Source organism: Fibrobacter sp. UWEL (assembly GCF_900142535.1).
GTDB lineage: Bacteria > Fibrobacterota > Fibrobacteria > Fibrobacterales > Fibrobacteraceae > Fibrobacter.
This window is the reverse complement of sequence record NZ_FRBE01000002.1, coordinates 1-22,433: the sequence shown is the minus strand read 5'-3', so window position 1 is coordinate 22,433 and position 22,433 is coordinate 1. Positions and strand designations below refer to the sequence as shown.

The window sequence follows — 22,433 nt, the reverse complement described above, 5'->3', positions numbered from 1 at the left end:
AACGAAAAACATTGGAAAATTAGTCTGGCCGACTCCATGGGGAATCGGCCTTTTTTCTAAATTTTATCCGTAAAAATTTACTGGAGCTAATATGCCTAATTACTCTACCGTTATCGGTCTCGAAATCCATTGCCAGCTCGCTACCAAGACCAAGATGTTCTGCGGTTGCGAAATTGAAGTGAACACTACTCCTAACAAGCACGTTTGCCCGGTTTGCCTGGGTATGCCTGGTGCAATGCCTGTTCCCAACAAGAAGGCTGTGGAATACGCAATCCGTTTGGGTCTCGCTCTCAACTGCGAAATTGACCTGAACGCTATGTGGACTCGTAAGAACTATTTCTACCCGGACCTTCCCAAGGGTTATCAGATCACTCAGACTGGTGGTCTTCCGGTGTACGATCATCCCATCTGCAAGAACGGCTGGCTGGAAATCATCAAGGCTGACGGTACCAAGAAGCGCGTGGGCATTACCCGTATCCATATGGAAGAAGACGCTGGTAAGCTGATTCACGACATGAGCCCCACCGATTCTCATTTTGACGCAAACCGCTGCGGTACCCCGCTGTGCGAAATCGTGACTGAACCGGACATCCGTAGTCCGGAAGAAGCAGTGCTGGTCCTCAAGAAGATTAAGCAGACTTTGGAATACACCCGCGTTTCCAATGCTAACATGGAAAACGGCAACATGCGCTGCGACGGTAACATCTCCCTCCGTGCTTCCGAAGACGCTCCTTTCGGCACCCGTGCAGAAATCAAGAACTTGAACAGCTTCACCAACCTTGAAAAGGCTTTGAACGCCGAATACTACCTGCAGTCCGCTACTCTGGACGCTGGCAAGGAAGTGGAACAGTGCACCAAGCGTTACGATCCCAACGCCGACAAGACTATCGTCATCCGCTCCAAGGAAGACGCTCACGACTATAAGTACTTCCCGGAACCGGACATGGTACGCCTCGTTACCGATCCTGCCTTCGTGGAAGAAATCCGCCGCACCCTTCCGGAACTGCCGGATGCCCGCCGCGCACGCTTTATGAACGACCTGGGTGTGTCTGAATACGACGCACAGGTTTTGACCGACGACCGCGACATCAGCGACTGGTTCGATACAGCTTCCAAGAATTGCAAGAACGGTAAGGTACTGGCTAACTGGGTCATTACTGAACTCCTGGCCAAGATGAAGGATCTGGAAGGCGGCCTCGCTGACCTGAAGATTAAGCCGGAACAGCTCTGCGCTCTGGTGAACTTGATCGAAGACAAGACCATCAACGGTAAGATCGCTAAGACCGTCTTCGCCGACATGTTCGAAACCGGTAAGGATCCTGCAGACATCGTTAAGGAAAAGGGTCTGGTTCAGGTGGCTGACACTGGCGCTATCGAAGCAATCGTCCGCGAAGTTTGCGCTGCCAACGCTGCTCAGTTTGCAGAATTCAAGGCCGGTAAGGTTGCTTTGAAGGGCTTCCTTGTGGGTATGACCATGCGTAAGTCCGGTGGCAAGGCCAACCCGGCTATGGTCAACGAAATTCTCGACAAGTTGGCTCAGGAATAATCGTTTTTCTCCGAAGAAGAACGTTGCGCAAGGCCCTCGGAATTCTCGCTTTTGCAATCGTCTGCGTCGCACTGACGCCGGCGGTTTCAACGGCTGCAGACAAACTGGACCGATATGATTCCGCTCATGTGAACACGTTGAATATGACGGATGAGGAAATCGAGGCGGTCCTTGGGGTAGATTCCACCAAGCTGGTCGCAGGTCCTAGCCTTCAGGAATTGAACGAGGAAAATCCCAGCTATATCAAGCGCGAGTATAACCACAAACAGCAGGTGGTAGTTGGAAGTGTCGTCATGCTCTGTGTGGCACTAGCCATGGTGCTCATGAACAATTATAACCCTTCGCGCTGACAGAAACCTGCATAAACTCAAAAACGCCTAAATTGAGCTAAAAACGGCAATTTTCGTAAAAATACCTCTTTCAATTTTGCTTTTGTAGTGTTACTTTTGGACTGAAACCGTCACTCGAGCGTCACTTGACTGGCACCCGAGGATCGCCGGGGAGGTCTATGAGTAAGGTTCGTGAAACAGTCAATTTGAGAAAGCGTACCATGAAAAATGGAGGCCAGTCCCTATATCTGGATTGGTTCTTTCATGGCAAAAGGGAACGCGAATTTTTAGGACTCTATCTTGGAAAAGATAAAGTTCAAAATGCAACTACAATGCGTTTGGCCCAACAACTCAAGGCCAAGAAAATGGAAGAGCTGATTGCCATAGAAGCAGGAATCGCTGTCAAGAAATTTGAAGCAACCAGCATCTCATTTAGAGATTATGCTTTGGAAGTTGCAAGTCGATATAAAGTGAAAAATACCGTTCGATCTTTTACGTCGGCTGCGAAACGTATTCCGAATAAGATAATGCTCGCTTCTGTTGATAGGGCCTGCCTTTCAAAGATCATTCGAGATGCTTGGGGAGAATGTTCTCAAAACGCACAAAACTCAAACGGTGCGTTTCTTAAGTTGGCCATGCGACAAGCTTTCAAGGAAGGTCTTATTCCTCAGCTCCCGGATTTTTCTGGTGTTGTTCCATCGCCAAAACCTGGTAATAAGGTTTTCTTGACGCTGGATGAAATAAAGCAATTCATGGCTGTAGAACCTCCTGTTGAGAAATGTGGCGCTTCTGCAGCAAGGCGCTGGTTCATGATAAAGGACGCTTTTCTTTTCGGTTGTTTTACGGGACTTCGTTATAGCGATATTTATAAGGCAAAATGGGGCGACATTCAAGACGGTATTTTGATTACGGAACAGATGAAAACGAAGGAGGAAGTTCGTATTCCTCTTTCGCAAAACGCTTTGCAATTTATTCCGCAAAGAAACGAAAACGTTCAAGACGAAGATCGAATTTTTGACTCCATTCCTGGTAGATCATGCCATGCGGATGAAAAGTTGGCGAAGCTCGTTGAACTGTCTGGCATAAAGAAGCACATTACCTTTCACTGTTCCCGCCATACTTGTGCAACATTGATGCTTTCCTATGGGGCGGACCTTTATACCGTTAGCAAGATTCTTGGCCACACCAACGTCAAGACTACCCAAATCTACACAAAGGTGCTGGATGAGGGCAAGCGCAAGGCTGTCGAACTGGTTCCCAAGATTTAGAACCTTGCGGAAATCGTGAAAGGGCTATAGACTATCCGTCTATGGCTCTTTTTTTGTCTATTGAACAATGAAAATTGAAAGAAAATGAAAAATATTTGAATTTTTCTTGATTTACGTCTTGACATAGCTGTGCGGTTATGTAGATTTGTAGTGTACAAATGAGCAAACAAGGCTGGTTCAAATGAATACAAGAAAGACAAATAAGGGCGAGTTTAGGTACTACAACGTCGCCTACAAGTTTAACGGGGAACCCAGAACCTGGAGCGTGACTGTTGACGTAGCCAGCAGCAAGAAGGCTGCTATTGAATGGGTCAAACGCTACCTTGGCGGAACCGACCACAAGGCTCACCCGGCCTACATCATTTAGGACCTGCTGATCGGCAGGCCTTTCTTTTAACCACAAACCCTAAAAAAGGAAAAAATCATGAATAACGAAACCAAAAACACCGAAACCCAGATCGCAAACGTCTTTGACTGTTTGGCAATCACGAACGTGCAGGTTTTCCCCTTCAAGGAAGGCCCCAGCATGGGCCACATGAAGGGCCTTGCAACTGTTGTTTTCAATGACCAGCTCATGCTTCGCGGCTTGCGCATTATGGACGGTGAAAACGGTCTTTTTGTTGGCTATCCGAACGATCCGTTCTACAAGGGCGAGGATTTCCGCTGTATCGCCCAGCCCATTACCCGCCAGCTTCGTGAACACATCGAAAATTGCATCCTGGAAAAATACCAGGCCGCAATCGCTTAAAAATCACCATTGAAAATAAGGATTCCAAACCATGAGCTACAATTACCACGACGCCATCAAAGAAGATTGTGAAACCGCCATCAAGGAATATCTGGATTACCATAAGGATGAAGTGAAGGGAATGTCGAAGGAAACGCTGACTGAAAAGTTCCATGACGCGTTCTGGATTGACGATTCCGTCACAGGCAATGCTTCCGGTTCCTATACCTTTTCCTCCTATGAAGCGGAACAGAATCTTGCTGGTAACTGGGACCTGCTTGGCGAAGCCATGAGCGAGTTCTGTTGCGAGTGTGACGCCATCGCGAAGGGCGCCGAATGGGCTGACGTGACGATCCGTTGCTATTTGCTGGACGAGGGAATTGAAAAGGCCATGGAGGAACTGGAGGAATTGATCGACAGCGCGATTGAGGAATCCGAAGAAGAACCGGAGGAATCGGAGGCCTAGTTTAAGGCTGTTCAGATTCCTCCTTTTTTATTACTTGAAAAACCTAATTAAGTTAGGTATTTTTGAACAGGGAATGAAAATGGAAATTGAAGAAGTCAAGAAGGTGCTGCTCAAGGCGCTCTGGGGTTATGAGCAAAAATCGGTGGAACTTCGCAAGACCGCCGAAAACAGCTCCAGCGCGGAGTATCGCAAGTACCAGCGTGAGCTTTTGAGTGCCGTAGCGGTCCAGAAACAGACTGTAATCGAGATCGCGGCCGCATTTGGACTCAAGGCTGAATGGCAGGCGCGAGAATCCTGCTGGACCATCAAATAATCACCACCAAAATTTAAGGGACACCGAATTATGAAAATCAAGGCATTTCTTATTGACGTGATTGGCGGAAACAGCCGCGTCGTTGAAATCGAAAACAAGCTGGAGGACTATTATCGCGAGCTTCACTGTGAACTGATTGACATCCAGTCGCGCAAGGTCGGCAAGAAGGTATTCGACATTATCTGTGATGATGAGGGGCTGATGAAGGAAGATAACAAGATCAGCGCCATCGACAACCTGGGCGCGCCTATGTTTGTTGGCAACCTTCTTGTGGTGAACTGCAAGGATGGCGTAGAAACCGGACTTGAGGATGATGAAATCGAATACGTTCGCGAGCGAGTCCAGAAGCTCTGTACCCGTAACTTTCCGGAAGGCTATGAAATGCTCACCCAGGTGGAATACTGCTAGGAGGCGACCATGGTAAAAGTTGGAGACATTATCAAGATTATTGAAATGCTTGGTGAACCGCGTTATACGGGAAAGACTGGCGTCGTGGAACACATCGACAGCCTGGGCCAGTTGCATGGAAGCTGGGGTGGGCTGGCTGTTCAGCCCGAGAACGATCGCTTCGAGGTTATAGGCCACAAATGACAGACCAGCTGGATTTCTTTTCGATACTTGACCGCGTAGAAATCCCCAACAGTGCAAAGCCATGGTGTAAATCGTGGCTTTGCGCCCTTACGAACGATGTGGGCGTCTATGTGACGAATGTTCACACCTATACGAAGGGCGAGGGCTACATGGCCTATTTGGAGCTTAAATGCGCGCTTCTCTATCCTTATGTCTATTACGCCTGCAGCTTGCAGAACCGCATGGCTGGGCGTGGCTCGCCATTGACCCAGGACCCGGAATGCTGCTTTACAGTATTCGACAATCTGGATCAGATTGAGGCCAAGGTGACGGACTATCTGGAGAAATGTTCCTCCGGGTATGAGCTGAAACCTGGCTGGATAAAGTCTGTGGTTGCCGATATGTTGAAGGACATTCAGCAACAGTCTTAAAATGCTATCTTATCACAAGAGGAAAAATCAATGTTTGAAGATTTCTGTACCTATTACAAGGGCGAGGAAAACTGTCCTTTCGAGGCGGGGAAGGGTCATGCAGGCAAGTTCTGGGTGGCTGAAAATTTCGTCTGCAAGGAGTATGCGCGGACTGTTGAAAAACAGACTGAGCTGGACTTCTTTAGGATGGTCTGCGCCTATATCGCAAAGTGGGCGCCCTATCAGTTTGTAGAACTGATTCGGGAGTACCTCAAGAACTCCAAGGCAAGCGAAGAAATTCGCATGAACGTCAGCAAGCTCTATTTCTAACGGTGAGGCCTAAATGACAGCTGGAGAACTTATCAAGGAACTGCAGAAGTTCCCCTCGGACTGGGTTGTTCTTTCTCAGAATGGAAATGGCGATTATCGCCAGGTCGAAAAACTGGAAAAGGACGACAATTATGACGATCTGCTGATTGTCGCTGGCGACAGGGAATAGAGATTTAAATCCATAAACTGTTCATCAAGGCTCCAAGATTGCACAAATCTTGGAGTTTTTGTTATCTTGAAATTGAATCCTAAAGGGAAGCTGACCATGAATTACAAAGACCTTGCTGCATCTGTTGAATTGACGGAATACTGCATGATCCATGATTATTCGATTACATGGTGTCGCTGGTTGGATAACATCATCTTTACCAGGTATTCCGATGGATCGGAGTTTACGCCCAAGGCAGGCGCCACCGCAGCAAAGATTTTCAAGGTTATTCAGGAAGCTAGGGGAAACAGTTCTCTCGATCCTTTGATTGGCTTCCTGGAACCAGTGAAACCCGCTTCGCTGGATATTATTCTTTAGAAGCTGTTGGACTTTTTATGCAATGCCTTGAAAATTCCCTAAAAATCTTTGTCAAAACGGGCGCCGACATTGATTTGGAAACAGCGATGGCGCGCCTTTCGAACTTGACGCGCGACTATTACCGGGAAAAGAAATATCCTGGAAAAAGTGAAATTCGTGTTTTGGCAAACACCTTTGTCAAAGATTTGAAAATTGGGAAATGGCCTAATGTCTTGCAGGGTGAGTTCAATGATAACTTTCGTAGTAAGACTAAAGCCTTCCTGGAAAAGATACATGGTGATGCCCACAAGGCTGCGGAAGCAATGCTGAAACAGTGCAAGGAAACTGTGGATAAGAATGTTCGTGGGTGATTTTTCGATTATTCCCTTGATGGTGTCTTTGAAACTAAAGCCTACGTTTTTGGATGTTATTCCGTAAATAAGAATGAAAAGAACGTTTTTTTTTGCAAAAAAGACTAAATATATTTACGAATTTGGTCGTTTTCTGGTTGTATTGATGGAAAATGTTTATTTTTGGTGTTTACATTTGAATAAAAATTTATTAGATTTGTAAAATAGAAAACGGAGACACATTATGACTGATATGGAAATTTTTATGACGAGGTTAAAGAGTGCCCGACTTATGAAGGGGTATTCTATGGAAGAACTTTGTGAAAAAATGACCCCCAAAGTGTCAAAAATGACGATCTCTAAGTATGAAAGTGGCGCTATGCAGCCCAACAGCACTACGCTTCTTTCCATCGCGAAGGCGCTGGAACAGCCTATTGATTATTTCTTTCGTCCAATCACCTTCAAAATGGGTGCTGTCAAGTTCAGAAAAAAGGCTTCCGTAACTCAGAAAGAAATAAAGTCCATTGAAGAAACCATTATTGATAAAGTTGAACGTTACATCAATGTCGAGGAAATCTGCAACGAGGTTTCCGTTTCTGCGGAAGTAAAGAAATATCCGGTCGAAACAAAGGATGATGTAAAGAAAACTGCCCAGGAACTTAGACGGAAATGGAATCTGGGTATCGATGGAATCCCGAATGTTATTGACTTGCTTGAAGAACATGGCTACAAGGTCGTTGAAGTTGATGCTCCAGATATCTTTGACGGGTTGAGTAGCGCTGACGATGTTAAGCATCCGGTAATTGTCCTAAGGCGTTCTGAAAATGCGGAAAGAAAGCGTTTTACCGCCTTGCATGAACTTGGCCATTTGATCATGCGCTTTAAGGATGGAATCGAAACGAAGGAAGAAGAAGCTCTTTGCAATCTTTTTGCAAACGAAATGCTGATTCCGGAATCCGAAATGAAGCGCTTTCTCGGTGTTGCGCGAAAGAGCATTTCCTATAAGGAAGTGGCTCCGTTGCAAACCCGTTTCGGAATTTCCTATGATGCCCTGATGTACAAAGCCTGTGAATGTGGTGTGATTACGTCTCAATGCTATAAGTGGTACAATATCCACAAAAGCCAGGACCCAAGCTACAAACGTTTTGTAGAACAGTCCATTTGTCGCAAGGAAGAATCAAACCGCTTTACCAGCCTGGTCTATAAGGCGCTCTATAGCGAATTGATTACTATTTCCAAGGCGGCAAATCTGTTGCGCATCAACATTGAAGATGTAAGAGAGGATTACGCTCTCGCATGATGGATGAACGAATTGTCATAAGTGATGCGAACATTTTGTTCGATCTGCTGTCGGTGGACCTACTGACGCTGTTCTTCGACTTGCCTTGGGAAGTGCATACCACGGACTTGGTGATTGGTGAAATCACAAAGCCAGAACAGCTGACGAGAATTGAAGGATTCCAGAAGGAAGGAAAACTGAAAGTGGCTGTATTCGAGTTGCAGGAAATGTTTGAAATTTCCGCAATGCAAAGGTCTTGCGTGAATAACGCCTCCATGCCGGACTGTTCCGTCTGGTATTATGCGAAGAAAGTGAATGGGCGTTTACTGACCGGGGACAGGAAGCTGCGGTCGGTCGCGGAACAGGACTCTGTGCGAGTCTCCGGCATCCTCTATATATTTGACAGGTTGGTCGAGAAAAGCGTTCTTTTACCTGGAATTGCTGCTGAAAAGCTGGAGGCCTTGATGAAGAAGAACGTTAGGCTCCCGAAAGAAGAATGCGAAAGTAGAATTATCAAATGGAGAAACTCTGCTATGTAATTTTTTGAGAAGGATAAATCCTTTAAAAAAAATGCCGGAAAGCCGCATGTGCAGCCTTCCGGCACAATGCTCACCAGGTATTGCTACCAGATAAGACGTAAGGAACCTTTAAAGTAGCAATATAGGTGGGTTTAGTCAAACCTAGATTTCTGCCGAAAGGCGGAAATCGCTACTCGAAAGGTGAATGCAATGACTGCATTTCTTAACAGCGCCCCTAAAGTCGGCGATATAGACTTTGAAGATGAATCCACAGAAGAACTTTTGGATTCCAACCTGGATACAAAAGGTTTTTACAATCGTCACTGGGAATGGGCCTTGGCACAGGCGACAGCCATGATGCAACCGATTGCGGAACGACTGGGGCAGAAAGGTGTCACATTTGCACCTCAAAATGATGAACTGGCTGTTTGGCCCAAAGATGAAGTAGATGAGGTTTGCCATGGCGTTCTGGAAACCTTATCTCCACGCAAATTGTACGGATGTACAACCCAGGAAGATTGGCATGGAAATTATGGCGGAAATTACGTAAAGCCTCGTTCAACAACCTATCTTGCACAGGAATGGGCTGCAGACTATATATCCAATGCTGCTCATCATGAAATTTCCCATCAAGCCATCATTTCTGTACGTCAAATGATTCATAAGGATCATATGAACCGACGTAATAATGGTTACCGTTCATTGAGCGACGTTGCCTACAGATGCCTTATGGAAAGATTTGCTAAAATGGACAAAGAACTGGATTCTATGGATGTCGCCAAATTTGACAACAGGATCGGAAAAATTGTCATAGACAAAAAATCCGATGTCTGGCCAATGTTGAAGGCCTTGGTTGATGTTTATGGAGAATTTATTCAAATCGGGTATTAGAAATATGAATAAAGTCGTGAACCTTCTTCTTGCAGGATTGTCAATCCTCTATTGTTCATGTGGTGATTCCAACGCTGATTCTGCGCAGCACAAAGATGGCGTTAAACGTGAAAATCAAGAAACGTTATTTTTTAATTGGGATGGTATACCGCCGTTGGTTGGTAATAAAATAGAAGCCTGTCCTCAGTGTGAGCACCCAGCAGGTATTATCGTTCACCGAGGTCCATTCAATTCTCGCGTGCCTTATGGCAAACTTGTTGAAGTTGATTCGGGTTCTTCACTTAGAAGAAGCCAAATAGTACAAGCCGAAGGTGAACGAGGGGGATTGATAAGAGGCCTGTACCGAAAAACGTTAGAGGAAATGCAAGCTGTTGGAGGTGATTCCGTGTATTTTACTGGCGAAATCGTTTTCAAGCAGGTAATCAATGAAAAGGGTTCTGTTGAAAGAAGTGAAATCCTTTCATCGAGCACGAATATGCCGAAGTTTGACCAAGAAGTTAAAGATTTGGTTGATGCTGTAAAATTCCCCAAATCCAATGGCAAAACTGTGGTGACATTTCCGTACAGGTTTGAGAAAACGGGGTATCCTAGAGGGCATATAGATACCACGATTGGATCGCTATAACCAGGAATTTCAAGATGGAGGGCTGATTCCATGTAAAGATCGAAAGTCTGTAATCAATATTTTCGGTCATCAAAAAAAGCCCTGGAATCGTTGGCGCGATCCAGGACTTCGCCTCAACATTTCTGTAGAAGCTACGGTTTCCTTAAAATAGAAATAAATGGGCGTTTTGACCACCCCGTCTAAATTGGTTTTAGACGGGTCGATTCTCGCCATGTTCGGTAAATGCCGAAATTTGGTAAAATTCAACATTTTTTCTTTTAAGGAAATTTCTTATGCAAAAGAAAAATCCGCTACTTCTGGTGAAGCGGCTACTACTCCACTACCTAAAATACTTACTCAAGACGACTATGCGCGGGGAGTTTGATCTCCCGGAAATGCATTGTCATACGAAGGTGCTGCCAGATTACATCGCCGTATATCAGCAGCCTGGTGATTATCATCGCACTCCTTTTACAGCTGTTTCATTTTTCAGTTATGATGATACGTTTGATGGGCAGCGGGGACTTTACAATGCTATCTACTATGACAATAAACGAGACCTGGAAAAATTTAGGAAACGGTTCAAGGGCGTTCGATTTGCCATCGCTCCAGATTGTTCGCAGTGCGGTGATGTTGACCACATTGAAAACTTGTATAGGTTGAAGCGATCTCGAATTATTTCCTTATGGTTAAACCAGGAAATGGGGATATCTGTGATTCCGCTGATTACTTTTCCGAACTTGAAACATCTTGCTTGGGTGCTTGAGGGCCTGCAGGATTGTAGCGTAGTTGCGTTTAGTACCAAAGGTTGTGTTGACGATCCCTACGAAAAGAGTGTTCTGATGGAGGCTGTAAGGGTAACCGTAGATACACTGAAGCTAAAGTCAATTCTTGTTTATGATGTGTGCAAGGATAACCATGCTGTTGATGAAATTTTCGCTTACGCACGCCAGAAAGGAATCGACGTTAAGGCTCCACCCAATATGCTGAAGGAAAGGAATATTGTTCTTGCAAAGGAAAGAAGGGGGAAGAAATGCGCGTAAGCTGTACTAATCTTGCCAGTGGCACTAGGGAGAGTGTTTACCTTAGTCTTGAACAACTTGAAAACAAAAAGCATGTAGAAGAAATCGAAAATGAAATCGAACAGCTGTTTCGGCAGCTCAATTCCGAAGAGCCGAGGGAACCTGCTGCAATTTTGAACCAACTGGAAAATACCCAGTCGTTTACAAAAGAAGCCTTAAATCATATATTTAGGGGAGAGGTGAACGAAAAAGGAGAATTAAAAGGATACCATCATGAAGGTGTTCGTGGAAATACGGCGAGGATAATTCCCGGTTCCAAAACAGCTCCTGATAAAAATGGAGTTTACTATGGCAAAGTAATGAAGGAATATCACGGGAAAATTCTGGTTAAAGCTCAAGAATCCTCCTTCTTTCCTCGAAATTGGTCTCCACAACAGGTGGTGAACGAAATCAATCACTCTTATTCAAACGCAACCCCAGTCAATCCACATAGACCAACCATTCTTGAAGGAGTGTCTTTATCGGGAATAACGATACGAATTATCGTTCATAAAAACACAGGTAAAATAAGGACGGCTTTTCCGATTAGGGGGAAATAAATTATGAAGTACACTATTGAACACATTGTCCATGACGGAGAAAAGACGGATATCATTTTCGATTTTGGTAAGGAACATTCCTTGATAAGTGTATTCCTTTCCAGTGAATGTGATTTGTTGGGGACTTTTCTGGAACACATTGATCTAGTCCTTTCAGATAAATTTGAAAGAGCTGAGGTGAGTGGAAATATTTGCTTTGTCGAGATTCATAAAGATTGTTCAAGAGTAGAATATCTTTATCCAGATGAAGATGATGAGGCTGAGGGTATAATCAACGAGGAAACTGTCAGTACAGTCGAATTAAAACAGCTGATAGTGGAATTCGTTGCTAAACGCGAGGAATTCTTTAGGTTGAAAAAATTGGGTAAGGGTAGTCAAACGGCTTCTTGAGTCTTTGGTTTATCCTACAACTTCTCCAGCTTTCCGTTCTTGATGTAATAAACCTCTGCTCCGATGCTCTGCCATTTTTTAGCCACCTGTAAATGGGTGGCTTTACTTTTATCCATCAAGTCATAGGGATAGGTAAGTGATTCCACGCAATCGATTGTGACGTCGCCATGGAACTGTAGTTCCAAGTAGCTTCGGATATTGTTGTCTCGGAAGTTTGCCATGTTGGAAGTGTCCGTTCCAAGTTTCGGCAATTTTCTTTCGCTCATATCGTCGTAGGACACAGCCTTGGGATCGGTGACGAGGCTGGGCTGGTAAGTTTCGCCGAGGCTGTCGCCAGCAGTCCAGGTGCAGACGACCTTATCCTTCTTGAAACGAACTGTGACATTTCCGTACTGCGTGGCCGGATTGTGGGACTTGAACTCGCGAAGTTTGTCGTGGTCCAGCAGGTTTCCGTATTTTTCGTACTGGCCGATCTTGAGCTGATTTGCCCTGTCGGTGGAACCAAGGCCGAAAAGATTATGGGCGGCACCCAAACGTGCGTGAGACTGTTTGATTGAACCATCTGCGTTTAGGCTTGGGCCACAATAACCGCCGGAGCTTCCTGTTTCGAAAGTGTTCTTGAAATGGCTGGTGAAAACCTTTTCGAGAATATCGTCGTCAATGTGCATTCCCAGGTCATGCTGCTGGAAAAGCATCTTCATGTTGGCTTCAATTTCCTTGGCGTACTTCTTTGTGTCCGAACCGTACTTTCTGGATTTTTCGTACTTGGCGATGGCGTCATCCAGATGCTCAAGGGTCTTGGGTAATTTTGAACCCATGGTGGCCTTGAGTTCCGGGAGAGTGAGTGTTCCGAAGGGGATTCCACCAGCTGTTCCGCTCTTGATCTTCTTCAAGCGTTCGCGAAGTTCCTTGGCTTCGATTTCGGCCTTTCTTGTTTCGGCCTTCTTCAATAGCTGTTGAAATTCCGTTCTTGCTGCGGCGTCACCCTTTGCAATCGCGGCGTCCATATCCTCCGCCAGCTTCTTGATGATTCCGGATTTCGGATGCTTGGCAAGAAAGTCCTTGATTTCGTCCACGCGCTGAATGTCGGATTCCCATAGGATTTTCTGTTCCACCTCGCGAAGCGCCTTCTTATAGGCGTCCTGTGCGACCTTCCAGCTGGAATACTTCTTATGGTCCTCCACCCACTTGATTTCAAATTCAAGGTCATGCTTTCGGCTGGAAAGGGAACGGGGCATCCCGTCGAGTTTCTTCTTGACGGAATCATTGACTAGAATGGCTGTGTCATAGTCGAAATCCCTGGCGACCTGGATCGGGTCCTCAAGGTAGGTACAGGCCTTGAGCTTCTTGAGGGATTCCTCCAGCTTGGCGCTCTGGGCTTCCATTTCGCTGTAGGCGCTTTTGCCGCCCTTCTGCAGGGCTTTTTCCAGTTCGTCCTTACCGGACAATCCATGAAGCCCGTTTGCTTCCTGTAACAGCTTGTGCGCCTCTGTACGGATGGCTGTTCTGCGTTCCAGCTCCTTCCTGATGGCGTTTTCCTGTGAAATAGTCCTTTTTTCATGCCTTTTCTGGGCAATTTCGGCAATTCTGCGCCTGCGGAGCCTTTCTTCCCAGCGGTTTTGGATATCCGCGATCTGCTGGGGCGTCCTTTCGTGGCGTTTTTCTGCGGCCTGGATGAGCCTTTGCCTGGATAACAGCGATTCCTGCTCCATTTTAAGCGCCTGCAGCTGTTTTTCCTGCTGGGCGATAGTCTGTTCCATCTTTTCCAGCTGGGCGCTCGTAGCCTCGTTTGCGCCCTGCTGCGGAGTCTCTGGCTGTTCCGCCTGTCTGACCTGGTATTTTCCGTCGATTTCCGGCTCCCAGGCGACCATGCTGCAACGGCATTGGAAGTCCTCTCCGGGGGTTCCATGGTACATTTCCGAGGTTCTTGGATGCTCCACAAGTCCTTCGGGAGTTTCCTCATAATAGACGTCCGGATTTTCGACGCTGCAGATCAAGCCGTTCATGAGGGCGTGGGAATCGCGCTCGCGTCCGTCCAGCGTTGTCATCCACATATAGTAGCGGATGCCCAGCTTCTTGTAGGTGGAAAGGTTGGCTGCTGAATTGAGCTTTCCCATTTCCGTTCTGGCGATCAGCTCCGCGCGATGCTTTGTCTCCATCGGCAATTCCCTGCGAATTGCAGATTCAAGTTGCGATTTGCTCCAGCCCTTCATCCTCGCGTCGGTGGCGAGCCTGGATATCTTTGCCTTGGCGTCGGTTTCGGCACTTATGCAGAGCTGCTGGAAATTTGCCTTCCATGCGTCAAAGATGGACTTTTCCGCTTCCGGGGGGAAGTAGGGCTGGCCCACAAGCATCTTTGAATATTCGCTGAAATTCCAGCCCGTCTTTACTCCGACGGCATCGGCTAGGCTTGACACTTTCTTTACAAATTCCGGGGGCAGTTCAGCTTTCGCTTTCGCAAGGTCGTCAAGGTCGTCAACGAAGCCCATGAGGGCGAGCTGGATATTCTGTTCCAGCGCCCTTGCAAATTCCTCGCGGGTAGCCTTTTGAAGGTCCGCCTCGATGGCGCTGGGATAGAACTGGTGGGCGCTAAAGACGGGCCTGCGTCCACGCTTCTTCTGTCCGATGCGTTCCACGTTCCTTACGAAATTGAGAAAGCTGCTTGCCATTCAGCTAGTCCTCTACGGTTACTTCCCAGGAGTGACCGTTATGAAAGACGCTCTCGCGGATGCTGTCTGCGTCTATGGCTCCCATCTGGTAATAGATGTTGAGGGTTTCCGCCTGGAGCTTCTTTGCTTCCAGCTGTTCCTTTAGGCTGAGGACGGTAACGGGTCCCCATTCGAACTCGCTACAGCTTGCGTTGCAGTTCCTGTGGGCAAGTTCGGAAATGAGCCTTGCTGCCGGACGGTAGATGTAGCGGGATCGCCAACTTTCCACCAGTTCGCCATAGGCCTTTGTATCGCCCTCGTTGGTCTGGGCGAGACCAGTGGCGCTCTGTCCGAAAAGGATGCTCATGGGGATTCTTGAATCCGCGCTGACCATGTTCATCGCCTTCTGCAGGACTTCGGGCAAACCTGTGAAGTTGTGGCTTAAAATCTCGAACTTGTCATTTGCGCCGCTGAAAACGCCCCGGAACGAACTCATGGATAGCTTGACGAGGCTTATAAGCTCCTGTGCGTCGCGGATGCCGCAGTCCGGCTTGGAGAGCATTTCGTTGAAGTTCTCCAGGCTGAAAAGCATGACGCCTGTCTCCGTTGCCATATTGACGATGCTTGCCATGACGTTGGCGAGGTTCTTTAGGCTCTGTTCGCTGGCCTTCAAGGCGGGTGTTCCGAAGAACCGTTCCCGCAGGGAGACTCCACGAAGGACGTCCGGGGCCTTCTTGCCATAAATGACAGTGCATCTTTGGGGGTGGATTTCGCGCCTTTCACCGTCCAGAAGGGTGACTCGGAAAACTTTCGGGGAATCACCCTCGAAGTCGCTGGATTGAAGATCGACTGTCCCTGCGCTATAGACGCGGTACTGTCTCACCTTGGCGCTGGACGTCGGGGGTGCAGCCAGGGACTGCAAATCGTCATTCTCATATTCCGTGACGATGATTGCGCCTCCAGTCAAACGCTGATATTCGCCAGCGACCTGCAGGGCTTCGATGAGGCCAAGGGAGAAACATTCCTTGAGGACTGTTCCATCTTCGTCTCCGATGATGGAAATGTCATGCTTGAAGGCTGTTTCCGGAACACATTCCACGATCCGGGCTGCAATTCCGTCCTGCACCTTCATTTTCGCCAGTTCGTAGAGGTCGCTTCCTCCGTAGGGCTTTGCGAAGGTGCTTTCACCCTTATCCATCTGGGCGTGACCCATTCCTGTGACGAAATTGCCGTAGGCACCGTCCTGAATCTTGCTTTTTTCCATGAGTTGATTTCCTTTTTAGATGAAGCTGACCATGCCGGAGCCTGTCCCGGTCGATAGGTAGTTGAGGGCTTGCGTGGTAGAGTCCACGCGGTCGTCATGCGGGGCTGTGGGGAAGGAGACCAGTTCGTCTACGTAGTCGCGAACCCAGGGGTGTTCCGCATCCTGTTTGGGGATGAAAACGTTCCCAGCCTCGAAAAGGGGGCTGACAGCGAAGGCTCGCGCCTCCTTTGACCCCTGCGGCGTATAGGGGACGATTCCGCTGATCTGGTTTTTCAATGCGCTTATGATTGCGGGGCCGTTGGCCTTGTCCTCTATGATTTTCTTCAATGCCTTGGGATGCTTGACTGTGATTCTTTGCAGGGCGCGGATGCTGGAGACGAAATCCATCTTCTCGCAGACGCAGTCGATGAGGTAGAAGCGTGAGCCGACCTTTCCCCAGACAGTTCCTGCTACATTGTCGCTTGAGGCGCTGTCCGTGAATGTGAAATCCCAGCTCTGGATAATCTTGTCGAATACCTTCGGCAGAATCTCATATTCCTGTAGCCATTCACGCTTGATGATGCTTCCGCCGACGGGGGCGGGGTGCTGCTGGTAAAGTGCGTTCCAGTCATAGCTTCCCACGTTCGCCTTGATCTTCTCAAGCATTTCGACGGGGTATCTTTCCGGATGGAGGGCTTCGCCGATTCTACGGTGAGGCTCGTCAATTTCCGCGATTGCGGGATAGTTTATGATGGTCCACTGGTCTCCATCGCCCCGCTTCATGGCGTTGAGCAGACGCCCAGCCAAGTCGTCCTCATGCCATCTGGTAAGCGTCACAAGAACGCCACCGCCTGGGGAAAGGCGTGTGTAGGCCGTAGATGTGTACCAGTCCCAGACCCTGTCGCGGATTGTGATGCTGTTCGCTTCCTGTCTGTCCTTCAACGGGTCGTCAATGCCGAGAATGTCACAGCCCATGCCCGTGATGCCGCCTCCGATACCAGTGCTTCGGAAACTTCCGATGTGGTTCGGTATTTCCAGCAGGTTTGCGGAACGGGTGAACCTGCTTCCGCGCGGGGGGAGGGAGACGTTTGGGAAGATTCTATGGAACTCGCTTGAGTCCATGATCCTCTGGACGTCCTTATTGACTCGCTTTGAAAGGCTGTCGCTATAGCTATAGGCGATGAAGGAAATGTTCGGATTTACGCCAAAGCACCAGGCTGGAAAGTGCTTGGAGACAAGCTGGCTCTTGCCATGTCGCGGAGGCATGGTTAGAATGAGTCGAGGACTCTTGCGTTCCATGACGTCCACGAAGAACCCCATGAGACGGGCGCAGATTTCCCTATGTACCCAGCCGATGCTGTACGTCGGCATGGTCGCCTTCACGAAGGCGAGAAGATTGCTCCTTGCAAGTCTTTCAATCTGTGGAGTCGTTTTCGTAGATGCCCAGTTCCCTGGCCTGCCTTCTGATTTCTCCCAGTTCCTCCGGCGTGGGGATTTCCCCGTTGGAGTCTATCGTTATCGCATCGGGACAGTCAACCATCCTGTCGAGCATTTTTCGCTTTGCGCGGGTGAGCTTTGTTTCTTCCGTCTCCTCGGCTATGTCAAAGACAAAACGAGCCGCCTTGATGTTTCCGGAAAGGGCCATGCCGCTCATGACTGAAAGAATTGCTGCACGTATCTGGATCGGCTTGTCAACCTGGATTCCGATGTTCCGCAGCGATTCCTTGAGCTTCCCTTCACCCAGCGTAAACTTTGTGCCAAGTACATTCCTCGCGACGTCGCGAGCCTCCTTGGCCTTCTGCTTGCTCCTGGACGCGGCAAGGCCTCCCAGCTTGCCGAGCTGTCTCATATCTACTGGCTCGTTCATACATTAGTCGTTCCTCAAGTCCTTCCACCAGCGCAGAAAATCGGGCCAGTAGATTGTAATGCGTCCACGCTTGCAGCTGCGGCGTACGGGCATCCCGCGCGTCTTTATCCAGTCATAGACGGTGAAAGGGTTGAAGCCGATCTTCTTTGCGACCTCCTTGACTGTGAGGTAGTCGTTTTTTTGTTTTGTTTGGTCTATGTTAGCCATCGGCTCCCCGGAAGAAAAGTTTTTTTATATACGGTTTCCATGGCTATTACCACATTTGAAGATTTGAAGAAAAGGTTCGACACTCTCAAGGCGCTGAACGAGAGGAAGGTTGTCGCCGGATGGCTGGATTCCAATGGAACGGCAAGAAAGGCGAAGCAGAACCTGGACTACCGCAAGAAAACGGGCAAGAGGACTGCTGCTCTTCGCGAGCCACCCTCCAATGCGCTTATCGCAAGAACGCTCAACTACGGAAGAAAGGCCGGGACGACCCTTGAGGGCGTCCATTACAGCGCCATTCCCGCGCGTCCGTTCCTGCGCTTCGCCATGGAGAGGTACAGGGCCTTGATGCCAAAGATCGAACAGAAGTATATCCCCCTTGTGATTGCTGGAAAGTTCGATGTTGATGCCCTATGCCTTGAGCTGGGCGTAAGATTGAAGGACTGCATCACGCTCGCCATGCGCGACAGCGCAAGATACGAGGCGCTGCATGAAGCTACGCTTATCGCGCGACGCAGGGAGAAGAACGACAGTCCGACACCCCTCATCGACACTCATCAGCTGATTGATTCGGTGACGTTCGAGGTCAAGTGATTGCGGAACGCTCCGCTGGAATGAACGGTCCGAGTCACCATGGAGACGTTCTTTGCGCCTCTTGCTGTGACACAGGCGTGCTTTCCTTCGATGCTCACTTCGACGTCCTCCGAACCAGTCGCGAGGTGAATGACCTCGGCAATGTCGCTTCCTATCTTTTCCTGGAGCTGGAGACGCTTTCCCACCATTTCCGCGATACGGGCGAACTTGGAAAGTCCGAGAACCTTGCCATGGGGAATGTAGCGGATGGAAACCTTCATGTCGTACATGAGCGCCAGATGGTGCTCACAGTGGCTGAAAATCGTTATGTCGTCAACCTTGACAATCTGCCCGTCCGTCTTTTGCTTGAAGCACTTGCCGAACTTCCTTGCAATCTGTTCGTTGGTGTAGTTCTGGCCTTCGAACATTTCCGCATAATAGTCCGCCACGCGGCGGGGCGTCTCCCGAAGCCCCTCGCGATTTGGATTGTCATTGAGCGCCTGGAGAAGCTGTCTTACCAGGCTCTCAATTTTCTTCTTCTCGATCATATTCCGCGATGTTTCCTTCGCTTTCCTGTACGACGACGCGATAGCAGAATGGTACCTGTTCGCAAATCCACCTTGCGATGTTTTCCGCAGTCGGATTGAACGGGACTACGTCATTGATGTAGGCGTGGTCCAGCTTCTCGGAAATGCTCTGCTTGATCTGCTTGAAATCCACGACCATTCCCTGGGCGTTCAGGGTCTTGCTCTTGCAGCAGACCGTAATAATCCAGTTGTGTCCGTGGAGGCCGTTGCACTTGCTTTCGTAGGGTAATTCCAGACGGTGCGCGCCTGCGATTTCAAAACGCTTGCTTACCTTGAACATTATTCGATTCCTATGAACTTGTGCCATTGAAGTGAAAGAATCCAGCCCGGATTCTGCTTGACCAGCTCAATACAGTGGTCAAGATTCTCGCGAACAAGATTGTCGCCATCAAAACAGGGGGAAAGGCACATTCTTCTCGCTGTCTTGCATGGGGAAGGTAACGGGTCGCCAGCCTTTATGACGAAACGAAGCTCGTCGATATTGTCCGGCTCGATCCTGCTTGTCTTGGGACTGCAAACGATGTAGTCAATCCCCGCGGGAACGGGCTTTGTGCCGTTCGTCTCGATGGACTTGTACCAGCCTTCGAAGGCCTTGATAAGTTCCGCGTCAAGCTGGAGCGTCGGCTCGCCACCGCAGAAGGAGACGCTTCGGCAATTTCCGCCAACTTCCTTCGCCTTTGCGATAATCTGTTCCGCGGTCATTTCCGTGAACGGTTCATGATTCGTATCGCAGAAGGGACATTTCATGTTGCATCCGCTGAAACGCACAAAGACCTGCGGCGTTCCCACGCGCTTGCCTTCGCCCTGGATGCTGAAAAAGATTGTGTTTATCCTGTAGGTCCTAGCCATTTTCACAGCCTCCCAGTTTCAAAGCGCGTTCGCGCTGTTTGCAGCTGTCGCACTTTCCACAATGGCGGTCTCCATTGTTGTAACAGCTCCAGGTGTTCTTTTCGTAGTCGATGCCGATCTTGCGTCCGGCCTTGACGATTTCAGCCTTTTCCATCATGGAGAAGGGGGCGCGGATACGGACGTTGAAGGCAGGGCTTGTGCCGAGGTTTGCAGCCTTCTCGAAAGCCTTGATGAAGGGGAGGGTGTCGTCATAGTATTGACCGCTTGCAAGCCCGTTGAAGCCTCCGTAGATTTCGCCTATGCCGTTCACTTCCGCGAACATGACCGCGTAAGAGAGCAGGATTCCGTTCCTGAACTCCACATAGCTTGTGGGTATGGAGGAATCTATCTGCTTGAAGTCCCTGTTTACGCTGATCTTCGTCTTGGAAATCAGAGAACACTTGCTTCCGGCAAACCCCAGGTCGATGGAGATAATCTTGTAGGGCTGTTTTAGTCGCTTCGCGTTCTGCGCGGCATAGGCGATTTCCTTGGATAATGTCTGCTTGTAGTCGAAAATGAGGCAGAAAACCTTCTTGCCCTGTTTCGTAAGCTGTTCCAGAACAGTCGTGCTGTCAATCCCGCCGGATAGCAGCAGCACCGCATCACATTTTGATTTTTGCATATTGCATTGCCTTGAACCATTGTTGTTTGTTGTGGAATCCAAGAGTTTTCTTGTCCTTCTTGAATTTCTTTGGCAGATGGATGTTCTTCATGACTCCATCTTGAAAGAGGAAGCAGTTTCCGTACCTTTCGCCGAGGCTCCAGGTGCTTGAATCGCTGCTGAAAAAGTGGAACTTGCGCAAAAGGGGCCAGTTCGTACAGCCCAGCGCGTGAACCTTCGTGTTGTACTTCGCCGCAGTTTCCAGGAAGAAGTGGAGGGGCTTCCAGTCATTTGCCTTGAGCCACTTGCTAGAATCCGTGAATCCGGAAAGCGATAGCGCGACGTAGGAAAAGTTCTGGACCATATCAAGCCAGCCTTCTTTCTTGCGTCCAAGATGCCAGACGGGGATGCTCTGCTTGCCTGTGGCCCGTTCTATGCGGTTTCGGATTTCCTTGACCTTCTCGTAGCCCACGATCTCGTCGATATCCATTTCGATATAGTTGTCGATATGCTCGCACTTGATCCAGTCGATATAGGCGTCGATGTATTTGTCGTCAATCTTCTTTCCGCTCGCCATGGCTGTGAAGGCGCCACTATCCGCGATGAAGTGGTTAAATTCACGAACGTCGTTGCCCATGAGCGACGACTTGTATTCAAAGGACGTAAGGATATTGAGTTCCTTCTTGGGGAACTTTGTGTAGAAATCGCCTACGAGTCCATCTGTTGCCATGTGGAGAAGCATTATTTCTCGAAACTCTTTCCACAGTGGGGGCAGGTGATAGTCTTTGGCTTCTTTTCCGGGTTTTCCTCGTTGGTGAGGAAACTGTCGAAGTCCACGTCCTCGCTGGGGTTGAAGCCGAACTGTTCCACGTCAAAGGCGATTTCATTGAGGAAGGACAGTTCCTCGTTGAGCTTCGTAAAATCCCAGCCACTAGCTTCCGCCACCTTATTGTCGGCAAGTCGGAAGGCCTTGACCTGGTTTGGGGTGAGATCGTCCGCCATGATGCAGGGGATTTTCTCCATTTCTAGCTGCTGGGCCGCGAGGTAGCGGGTATGACCGCAGACGATTACATTTTCGCGGTCGATGATGATGGGAACCTTGAAGCCGAAATTCTTGATGCTGGCGACAACCTTTTCAATCGCCATCTCATTATTACGGGGGTTATTCTCGTATGGCTTTATGTCCGAAATTGGAACTTCTTTTATATCCATAAAAATTGAATCCTATGCAATTTGAATTAAATATAATGCAATAATAATTGTTTGTAAATAAAATTATTTGCATAGAAGTCAAATTTTTGTGGGTTTACACTCAAAAAAAGAAAACCTAACTTTAGTTAGGTTTTTGAATGGGGCAGAACTCATTTATAAATCAAATGACTATTGACTATCCTTTGACTATCGAAAAATATCGGAGAAATAGATGCCTGCTAAATGTCCCTGCTGTGGAGCAATCTTGACGGATGCCCAGGTGCGATCCATTCATTCACAAATGATAGGGAGTCGACCGAAGCCTTCTTCCGCAGAAAACGGTAAGAAGGGAGGCAGACCCAAGGGATCGAAGAATAAGGTTAAGGAAGGAAAGTAAATGAAAAAGCCTCGCTCACATCTGATGTGAACCCCGAAAGTTGGACACAACCTTCGGGGTTTTCATGTATAAGAAACACACAGAAAAAGAATGGATTCGGGCTTTTGATCTCTACCA

Annotated in this window: 34 protein-coding genes; 23 read left to right on the top strand and 11 right to left on the bottom strand. The window is 48.3% G+C overall.

What is annotated here, in order from left to right; translation table 11 throughout:
* Positions 1-91: 91 nt before the first annotated feature.
* The 21 genes from gatB (at position 92) to BUB59_RS01495 (ending at position 12,117) form a co-directional block, all read left to right on the top strand.
* Positions 92-1,546 carry an Asp-tRNA(Asn)/Glu-tRNA(Gln) amidotransferase subunit GatB gene (gene gatB / locus BUB59_RS01590; RefSeq protein WP_073225032.1) on the top strand — a complete coding sequence of 485 codons (1,455 nt, stop codon included), beginning with the start codon at positions 92-94 and terminating at the stop codon, positions 1,544-1,546.
* Positions 1,547-1,569: 23 nt separating this feature from the next.
* On the top strand, positions 1,570-1,896 hold the full coding sequence (locus BUB59_RS01585; RefSeq protein ID WP_234979893.1) for a hypothetical protein: 327 nt from the start codon (positions 1,570-1,572) through the stop codon (positions 1,894-1,896).
* A gap of 158 nt (positions 1,897-2,054) precedes the next feature.
* A complete protein-coding gene (locus tag BUB59_RS01580; protein ID WP_083540117.1) occupies positions 2,055-3,143 on the top strand; it encodes a site-specific integrase in 1,089 nt (362 codons plus the stop codon).
* 181 nt (positions 3,144-3,324) lie between these two features.
* A complete protein-coding gene (locus BUB59_RS01575; protein ID WP_073225020.1) occupies positions 3,325-3,510 on the top strand; it encodes a hypothetical protein in 186 nt (61 codons plus the stop codon).
* Between the two features lie 57 nt (positions 3,511-3,567).
* Positions 3,568-3,891: a SpoVG family protein gene (locus BUB59_RS01570; protein WP_073225019.1), complete on the top strand. Its 324-nt coding sequence runs from the start codon at positions 3,568-3,570 to the stop codon at positions 3,889-3,891.
* A gap of 31 nt (positions 3,892-3,922) precedes the next feature.
* Positions 3,923-4,336 (top strand): hypothetical protein, encoded by a 414-nt coding sequence (locus tag BUB59_RS01565; RefSeq protein WP_073225017.1) that lies wholly within the window; start codon positions 3,923-3,925, stop codon positions 4,334-4,336.
* A 73-nt stretch (positions 4,337-4,409) separates the two neighbouring features.
* Entirely contained in the window at positions 4,410-4,649 is a 240-nt protein-coding gene (locus BUB59_RS01560; RefSeq protein WP_073225015.1) for a hypothetical protein, read from the top strand.
* Between the two features lie 30 nt (positions 4,650-4,679).
* Positions 4,680-5,057: a DUF3846 domain-containing protein gene (locus BUB59_RS01555; protein WP_073225013.1), complete on the top strand. Its 378-nt coding sequence runs from the start codon at positions 4,680-4,682 to the stop codon at positions 5,055-5,057.
* A 9-nt stretch (positions 5,058-5,066) separates the two neighbouring features.
* Positions 5,067-5,240, top strand: a complete 174-nt coding sequence (locus tag BUB59_RS15115) for a DUF4314 domain-containing protein (RefSeq protein WP_141100428.1) — start codon at positions 5,067-5,069, stop codon at positions 5,238-5,240.
* Positions 5,241-5,350: 110 nt separating this feature from the next.
* Positions 5,351-5,650, top strand: coding sequence for a hypothetical protein (locus BUB59_RS01545; RefSeq protein ID WP_143160173.1), 300 nt, complete (start codon positions 5,351-5,353; stop codon positions 5,648-5,650).
* Positions 5,651-5,680: 30 nt separating this feature from the next.
* The gene (locus BUB59_RS01540; protein WP_073225010.1) at positions 5,681-5,959 is read left to right on the top strand and encodes a hypothetical protein; all 279 of its coding nucleotides are present in this window, start codon (positions 5,681-5,683) and stop codon (positions 5,957-5,959) included.
* A 13-nt stretch (positions 5,960-5,972) separates the two neighbouring features.
* Positions 5,973-6,128, top strand: coding sequence for a hypothetical protein (locus BUB59_RS15295; RefSeq protein ID WP_159433303.1), 156 nt, complete (start codon positions 5,973-5,975; stop codon positions 6,126-6,128).
* Between the two features lie 96 nt (positions 6,129-6,224).
* Positions 6,225-6,485: a hypothetical protein gene (locus tag BUB59_RS01535; protein WP_073225009.1), complete on the top strand. Its 261-nt coding sequence runs from the start codon at positions 6,225-6,227 to the stop codon at positions 6,483-6,485.
* Positions 6,486-6,502: 17 nt separating this feature from the next.
* The gene (locus tag BUB59_RS01530) at positions 6,503-6,835 is read left to right on the top strand and encodes a hypothetical protein (RefSeq protein WP_073225008.1); all 333 of its coding nucleotides are present in this window, start codon (positions 6,503-6,505) and stop codon (positions 6,833-6,835) included.
* 223 nt (positions 6,836-7,058) lie between these two features.
* Positions 7,059-8,114, top strand: coding sequence for a helix-turn-helix domain-containing protein (locus tag BUB59_RS01525; protein ID WP_083540116.1), 1,056 nt, complete (start codon positions 7,059-7,061; stop codon positions 8,112-8,114).
* Between the two features lie 35 nt (positions 8,115-8,149).
* Positions 8,150-8,632 (top strand): PIN domain-containing protein, encoded by a 483-nt coding sequence (locus BUB59_RS01520; RefSeq protein WP_143160172.1) that lies wholly within the window; start codon positions 8,150-8,152, stop codon positions 8,630-8,632.
* Positions 8,633-8,821: 189 nt separating this feature from the next.
* Positions 8,822-9,502 (top strand): hypothetical protein, encoded by a 681-nt coding sequence (locus tag BUB59_RS01515; protein ID WP_073225006.1) that lies wholly within the window; start codon positions 8,822-8,824, stop codon positions 9,500-9,502.
* A gap of 4 nt (positions 9,503-9,506) precedes the next feature.
* Positions 9,507-10,127 (top strand): hypothetical protein, encoded by a 621-nt coding sequence (locus tag BUB59_RS01510; RefSeq protein WP_143160171.1) that lies wholly within the window; start codon positions 9,507-9,509, stop codon positions 10,125-10,127.
* A 272-nt stretch (positions 10,128-10,399) separates the two neighbouring features.
* Positions 10,400-11,149: a DUF4417 domain-containing protein gene (locus BUB59_RS01505; protein WP_073225004.1), complete on the top strand. Its 750-nt coding sequence runs from the start codon at positions 10,400-10,402 to the stop codon at positions 11,147-11,149.
* The gene (locus BUB59_RS01500) at positions 11,140-11,727 is read left to right on the top strand and encodes an EndoU domain-containing protein (protein ID WP_073225003.1); all 588 of its coding nucleotides are present in this window, start codon (positions 11,140-11,142) and stop codon (positions 11,725-11,727) included. Before BUB59_RS01505 ends, BUB59_RS01500 begins: the two co-directional genes overlap by 10 nt.
* Before the next feature lie 3 nt (positions 11,728-11,730).
* On the top strand, positions 11,731-12,117 hold the full coding sequence (locus BUB59_RS01495) for a hypothetical protein (RefSeq protein ID WP_073225002.1): 387 nt from the start codon (positions 11,731-11,733) through the stop codon (positions 12,115-12,117).
* A gap of 14 nt (positions 12,118-12,131) precedes the next feature.
* On the opposite strand, the gene BUB59_RS01490 is transcribed toward BUB59_RS01495, so the two are convergent.
* The 5 genes from BUB59_RS01490 to BUB59_RS01470 are packed head-to-tail and all read right to left on the bottom strand — an operon-like array spanning position 12,132 to position 18,082.
* Positions 12,132-14,786, bottom strand: a complete 2,655-nt coding sequence (locus tag BUB59_RS01490; protein WP_073225001.1) for a phage head morphogenesis protein — start codon at positions 14,784-14,786, stop codon at positions 12,132-12,134.
* 4 nt (positions 14,787-14,790) lie between these two features.
* Positions 14,791-16,029, bottom strand: coding sequence for an anti-CBASS protein Acb1 family protein (locus BUB59_RS01485; RefSeq protein ID WP_073224993.1), 1,239 nt, complete (start codon positions 16,027-16,029; stop codon positions 14,791-14,793).
* Positions 16,030-16,044: 15 nt separating this feature from the next.
* Positions 16,045-17,379, bottom strand: coding sequence for a phage terminase large subunit (gene terL / locus BUB59_RS01480; RefSeq protein WP_083540114.1), 1,335 nt, complete (start codon positions 17,377-17,379; stop codon positions 16,045-16,047).
* A gap of 43 nt (positions 17,380-17,422) precedes the next feature.
* Entirely contained in the window at positions 17,423-17,875 is a 453-nt protein-coding gene (locus BUB59_RS01475; protein ID WP_073224991.1) for a hypothetical protein, read from the bottom strand.
* 3 nt (positions 17,876-17,878) lie between these two features.
* On the bottom strand, positions 17,879-18,082 hold the full coding sequence (locus BUB59_RS01470; protein ID WP_073224990.1) for a helix-turn-helix domain-containing protein: 204 nt from the start codon (positions 18,080-18,082) through the stop codon (positions 17,879-17,881).
* A 39-nt stretch (positions 18,083-18,121) separates the two neighbouring features.
* On the opposite strand from BUB59_RS01470, the gene BUB59_RS01465 reads away from it, so the two are divergent.
* Positions 18,122-18,673 (top strand): hypothetical protein, encoded by a 552-nt coding sequence (locus tag BUB59_RS01465; RefSeq protein WP_073224989.1) that lies wholly within the window; start codon positions 18,122-18,124, stop codon positions 18,671-18,673.
* Here the strand turns inward: BUB59_RS01465 and folE are convergent.
* Genes folE through BUB59_RS01435 form a run of 6 tightly spaced genes read right to left on the bottom strand, consistent with a single transcriptional unit; the run spans position 18,637 to position 21,874 of the window.
* On the bottom strand, positions 18,637-19,197 hold the full coding sequence (gene folE / locus BUB59_RS01460) for a GTP cyclohydrolase I (protein WP_073225392.1): 561 nt from the start codon (positions 19,195-19,197) through the stop codon (positions 18,637-18,639). The genes BUB59_RS01465 and folE overlap by 37 nt on opposite strands.
* Complete coding sequence (gene queD / locus BUB59_RS01455) at positions 19,178-19,519, bottom strand: 6-carboxytetrahydropterin synthase QueD (RefSeq protein ID WP_073224988.1); 342 nt, start codon at positions 19,517-19,519, stop codon at positions 19,178-19,180. Before queD ends, folE begins: the two co-directional genes overlap by 20 nt.
* On the bottom strand, positions 19,519-20,088 hold the full coding sequence (locus BUB59_RS01450; protein WP_073224987.1) for a 7-carboxy-7-deazaguanine synthase QueE: 570 nt from the start codon (positions 20,086-20,088) through the stop codon (positions 19,519-19,521). Before BUB59_RS01450 ends, queD begins: the two co-directional genes overlap by 1 nt.
* Complete coding sequence (queC, locus tag BUB59_RS01445) at positions 20,081-20,749, bottom strand: 7-cyano-7-deazaguanine synthase QueC (RefSeq protein ID WP_073224982.1); 669 nt, start codon at positions 20,747-20,749, stop codon at positions 20,081-20,083. Before queC ends, BUB59_RS01450 begins: the two co-directional genes overlap by 8 nt.
* Complete coding sequence (locus BUB59_RS01440) at positions 20,730-21,458, bottom strand: hypothetical protein (protein ID WP_141100426.1); 729 nt, start codon at positions 21,456-21,458, stop codon at positions 20,730-20,732. Before BUB59_RS01440 ends, queC begins: the two co-directional genes overlap by 20 nt.
* An 11-nt stretch (positions 21,459-21,469) precedes the next feature.
* Positions 21,470-21,874 (bottom strand): ParB N-terminal domain-containing protein, encoded by a 405-nt coding sequence (locus tag BUB59_RS01435; protein WP_234979892.1) that lies wholly within the window; start codon positions 21,872-21,874, stop codon positions 21,470-21,472.
* Positions 21,875-22,151: 277 nt separating this feature from the next.
* Here BUB59_RS01435 and BUB59_RS15290 point away from each other — a divergent pair, with 277 nt between their 5' ends.
* Complete coding sequence (locus BUB59_RS15290; RefSeq protein ID WP_159433302.1) at positions 22,152-22,316, top strand: hypothetical protein; 165 nt, start codon at positions 22,152-22,154, stop codon at positions 22,314-22,316.
* Positions 22,317-22,433: the final 117 nt, after the last annotated feature.